The sequence below is a fragment of the Tardiphaga sp. genome (assembly GCF_025356345.1).
Classification (GTDB): Bacteria; Pseudomonadota; Alphaproteobacteria; order Rhizobiales; family Xanthobacteraceae; genus Tardiphaga.
In genome coordinates, this window is sequence record NZ_JANXTC010000045.1 from 1 (window position 1) to 3,996 (window position 3,996).

Consider the following 3,996-nt stretch of genomic DNA (forward strand, 5'->3'; position numbering starts at 1 on the left):
GCGGCGGCGGCGCTGCGCGAGGCCACGCGCGGCGCACGGCGTGGCGTCACCGCGGCACGACGCCGCGGCTCGGGCTGGTTGATCACGACCGGCGGCAATTGCGACGCGCCGTCCGGCGCGGCGACGGACTGCGCCTGCGACGAATTCAGGGTCAGCACGCTGAGGGCACAGGCCGCGGAAAGTACCGCGAGGTGAGAGAGATGAATCGTTTTCAACACGTTCCCCGATGTTCGTCGTCGCACCGGCCGGGCCGATGCGGATTCTTCAATGATGGCGACCGATAAGCGAGCCGCCGCGCTATCGCCAATAGAAGACCTCTAGACAGCGGCGATGCCGGCGAATTCGGGGCGCGGTGTGTCCGAGCCGCCGCAATTGGCGGCGGCGCCCGCGATTCGCGCATGGAATGGCCGCGCCAGCGGGCATTGCGTGCCGGAGCAATTTACGAACATTTGAATCGATCCAATCCGCGGGAATCGATGATCCATCAAAATGCCGCGCCGCCGCGCTCCGTCTTCGTCTGGTTCAGCAACCAGCCCTATCTGCTGCTCAGCCTGACCTCGCTGTTCTGGGCCAGCAATATCGTGCTCGGGCGTTATGTCGCGGGCCACATCCCGCCGGTGACGCTGGCCTGTGCGCGCTGGGTCGGCGCGTTCTTCCTGCTGCTGCCGTTTGCGTGGCCGCATCTGCGGCGCGACTGGCCGGCGCTGCGCGCCCACATTCCGCTGCTGCTGGCGCTGGCCCTAACCGGCTTCGCCGCCAACACCACGCTGGCCTATTGGGGACTGATCCACACCCAGGCGCTGAACGGGCTGCTGATCCAGTCCGCCGGGCCGCTCTGCGTCGCGCTATGGACGCTGATCCTGTTCGGCGTGCGCCTCAGCGTGGCGCAGATGCTCGGCATCGCGGCGTCGATGACCGGCGTGCTGGTGATCATCCTGCGCGGCGACCTCACGGCGCTGGCCAACGTCCAGATCAACAAGGGCGACGCCATGCTGGCCGCCGCGCTGTTCATTTTCGGGATCTATTCGGCGCTGATGCTGCGCCGTCCGGTGACGCATCCGATGTCGCTGATCGTGTTCACCATCGGCTGCGGCGCGCTGATGACGATCCCGCCAATGATCTGGGAACTGGCGTCGGGCGCCACGCTGGTGCTCGACCGCCTGACCCTGGCAACGCTGGTCTATGCGATGATCTTTCCCTCGGCGCTGGCCTATCTGTTCTTCAACCGCGGCATCGCGCTGATCGGCCCGAACCGCGCCGCGCCGTTCCTGCACATGATGCCGGTGTTCGGCTCGGCGATGGCCATCGTATTTCTCGGCGAACAGCTGCGGCTGTTTCACCTGCTCGGCTACGCGCTGGTGCTGGCGGGGGTTTTCATCGCGTCGCGACGGTAGGCGTACCGGTCACGGACGCGATGCGCAGCGTCGCCTCGAAGCTACGCGGCGCGAACCGAGCTGAGAAACTTGCTGACCTCAAGCTTGAGCCGCGCGCTTTCTCCCGACAGCGACTTTGCCGCGGTAAGCACTTTCGAAGATGCAGATCCGGTTTCGCTGGCGCCCCGCTGCACGTCGGTGATGTTGGCGGAGACCTGCTGGGTTCCCTGCGCTGCCTGCTGAACGTTGCGGGAAATCTCTTGCGTCGCCGCACCCTGCTCTTCCACGGCCGAAGCAATCGTCGATGCAATCTCCGACATTCGCCCGATCGTATCGCCAATCTCTCTGATGGCGTTCACCGACTCCCGCGTCGCCGCCTGGATGCCGTTGATTTGCTGGCTGATCTCGCCGGTTGCCCTGGCCGTCTGCTCGGCCAGCGCCTTCACCTCGGAGGCCACCACGGCAAATCCGCGGCCGGCCTCGCCTGCGCGCGCGGCTTCGATCGTCGCGTTCAGCGCCAGCAGGTTGGTCTGCCCGGCGATGGTATTGATCAGTTCAACGACGTCGCCGATGCGGGCGGCCGCCTTCGCCAATTCGCCGACGCGATCGTTGGTCGTCTGCGCCTGAACCACCGCCTCGCTGGCGATCCGCGCGGAGTCCTGGACCTGACGGCTGATCTCGTTCACCGAGGACGCCATTTCCTCGGTGGCGGAGGCCACCGACTGCACATTGGTGGAGGCCTCCTCGGAAGCCGCTGCCACCAGCGTGGTGAGTTGTTCAGATCGCTCGGCGGTGGCCGTCAGCGTTCCGGCGGAGCCTTCCAGTTCGGTCGAGGCCGACGAAACGATTTCGACGATTTCGCCGATCATCGCCTCGAAGTCGCGGGTCATCGTGTCGACACGCTGGCCGCGCTGGATCTTGGCGTCGGCCTCCACGGCGGCAGACTCATCGGCATCCCGCTTGGCGATCAGAGCCTCCTTGAACACCTGCAACGACTTTGCCATCGTCCCGATCTCGTCGGTGCGGTCGATCGCCGGAATCGTCACATCGTGCCGGCCGGCGGCGAGTTCACTGACCGCCTCCGTGATCGTTCCCAAAGGCGCGATCACCCGGCGCCGCAGCATGTAGGTCACCCCGGCCACAACGCCGAGCAGAGCCAGCACGGCCGCACAGGTCAGCGCCAGCATCAGCATCGCCTCGTCGCGTCCCGCGCGCGCACGGTCCAGCGCCTCCGCGATCGCCGCATCGCGGACCGCGAGAAATCTCAGAACGGCCGGCAAGATAGCCGCGGACAACTCGTCCACTGTCAGCGTGTATTTTCCATCGCTGCGCGCCGCGGCCATTTCCTTTTCGATCAGCGGTGCCGCTTCGGCAAAGTAGCTCTGAAAGGCCGCATTGAGCGGCTTGACCAGCCGCTCCGGCTTGCCGACCTGGTCGAGGGTAGCCTCCAGACGCTCGCGTCCGGCATCGACCCGGCCCCGGCCGCTATCCAATGCAGAGAGCTCTGCCGCCGTCATCGCACGACGTGTGCCGAGCGGAAGGGTGAAGGTCGCCGCGCGGCCTCCGGCCGCGACGCGCATATCCTGCGCCGTGCGGGCGATCGCCAGCAATGCCGTGAGCGACGCATCCGCCACGACAACCTTGTTTTCGAGACGGTTCAGAAGAGGTTCGACCAAAGCGACAGCCTTGCTGACGCCGGGCAGAAAGCCTTTGACCGCCGCGGGGTCACGCGCCGTCATCGCAACCGGCAAGACGCGATCCGCGGCCACACGTGTCTCGGCGAGATTTGCTGCTGCCTGGTTCAACCCCTCGATCACCGAGGCGCCGTCGCTCAGAGAGCCGACCGCCGACCGTGCACCCGCGAACGCTTCGTCGGAGGACTTGACGGCCTTGTTGATAGCTTCCAGCTGCGCCGGCGTGGCCGCGTTGTCCTGGAACAAGGGCCCGACATAGGGCGCACGCTGCCCGGCGATATGTTGTCCGACCACGAGCACGGCACCATAGGCCTCGACGGCCTTGATCGCCTCGCTCTTGTTAGCGACAGTACGATACTGTGGCACCAACACCTCGGCGCCGAGAAGCACAGCCAACCCCGTCACCGACAGCATGGATACAGAAAACAGCCGGCCGATTTGCATGACAAATTCCTATTGAATATAACTTCAACTTATTCGGGATTGCATAAGGCTGGATTAACAAGCGGAGCGGATTTCGGGTCGCCTATGGTAACCTGATAGTACAAAAGCGACGTCTGTGTTCGTCGCTGAATGGTTTTCGCCGCTAAGTTAGCTCGCCGACGCTGAGCAAATGACATACTCGACAGTTGATGTCGGGATATCAATTTTCTGATTGCGATGATCGACAGCTGCGGGCGCGCCGGCGCTGGAGGGCGGGATCATGGCGGCGCGGAGGTGCTCCGAAAACGATAGCCGCTCGGCGCGATCGATCTTATGATCGCAACAATGCTTCGCTAACGTCTTTGCAAACACCTTCCGGGGCCAGCGCGTGCGCAAGATCTCATTGCCGGTCCGCCTCGCGCTGCTGGTCGCCGGCACCATGTCGCCGCTGATCATCTTTGCCAGCGTGATCATCTATCGCGGCTACGAGAAGGATCGCGCCGACG

General features: G+C 64.7%; 4 protein-coding genes. 1 reads left to right on the top strand and 3 read right to left on the bottom strand.

Translation table 11 applies throughout. The features are described 5' to 3' along the window. Together Q0S16_RS02415 and Q0S16_RS02420 are read right to left on the bottom strand one after the other, a co-directional pair. Positions 1-215 (bottom strand): hypothetical protein (locus Q0S16_RS02415; protein WP_295844626.1); only part of this gene is annotated, 215 nt, incomplete at its 3' end. Between the two features lie 102 nt (positions 216-317). Next, positions 318-449, bottom strand: a complete 132-nt coding sequence (locus Q0S16_RS02420; RefSeq protein ID WP_295844629.1) for a hypothetical protein — start codon at positions 447-449, stop codon at positions 318-320. 27 nt (positions 450-476) lie between these two features. Here Q0S16_RS02420 and Q0S16_RS02425 point away from each other — a divergent pair, with 27 nt between their 5' ends. Next, positions 477-1,394: a DMT family transporter gene (locus Q0S16_RS02425; RefSeq protein WP_295844631.1), complete on the top strand. Its 918-nt coding sequence runs from the start codon at positions 477-479 to the stop codon at positions 1,392-1,394. Positions 1,395-1,435: 41 nt separating this feature from the next. On the opposite strand, the gene Q0S16_RS02430 is transcribed toward Q0S16_RS02425, so the two are convergent. After that, positions 1,436-3,511, bottom strand: coding sequence for a HAMP domain-containing methyl-accepting chemotaxis protein (locus tag Q0S16_RS02430; RefSeq protein ID WP_295844632.1), 2,076 nt, complete (start codon positions 3,509-3,511; stop codon positions 1,436-1,438). Between the last annotated feature and the right edge of the window lie 485 nt (positions 3,512-3,996).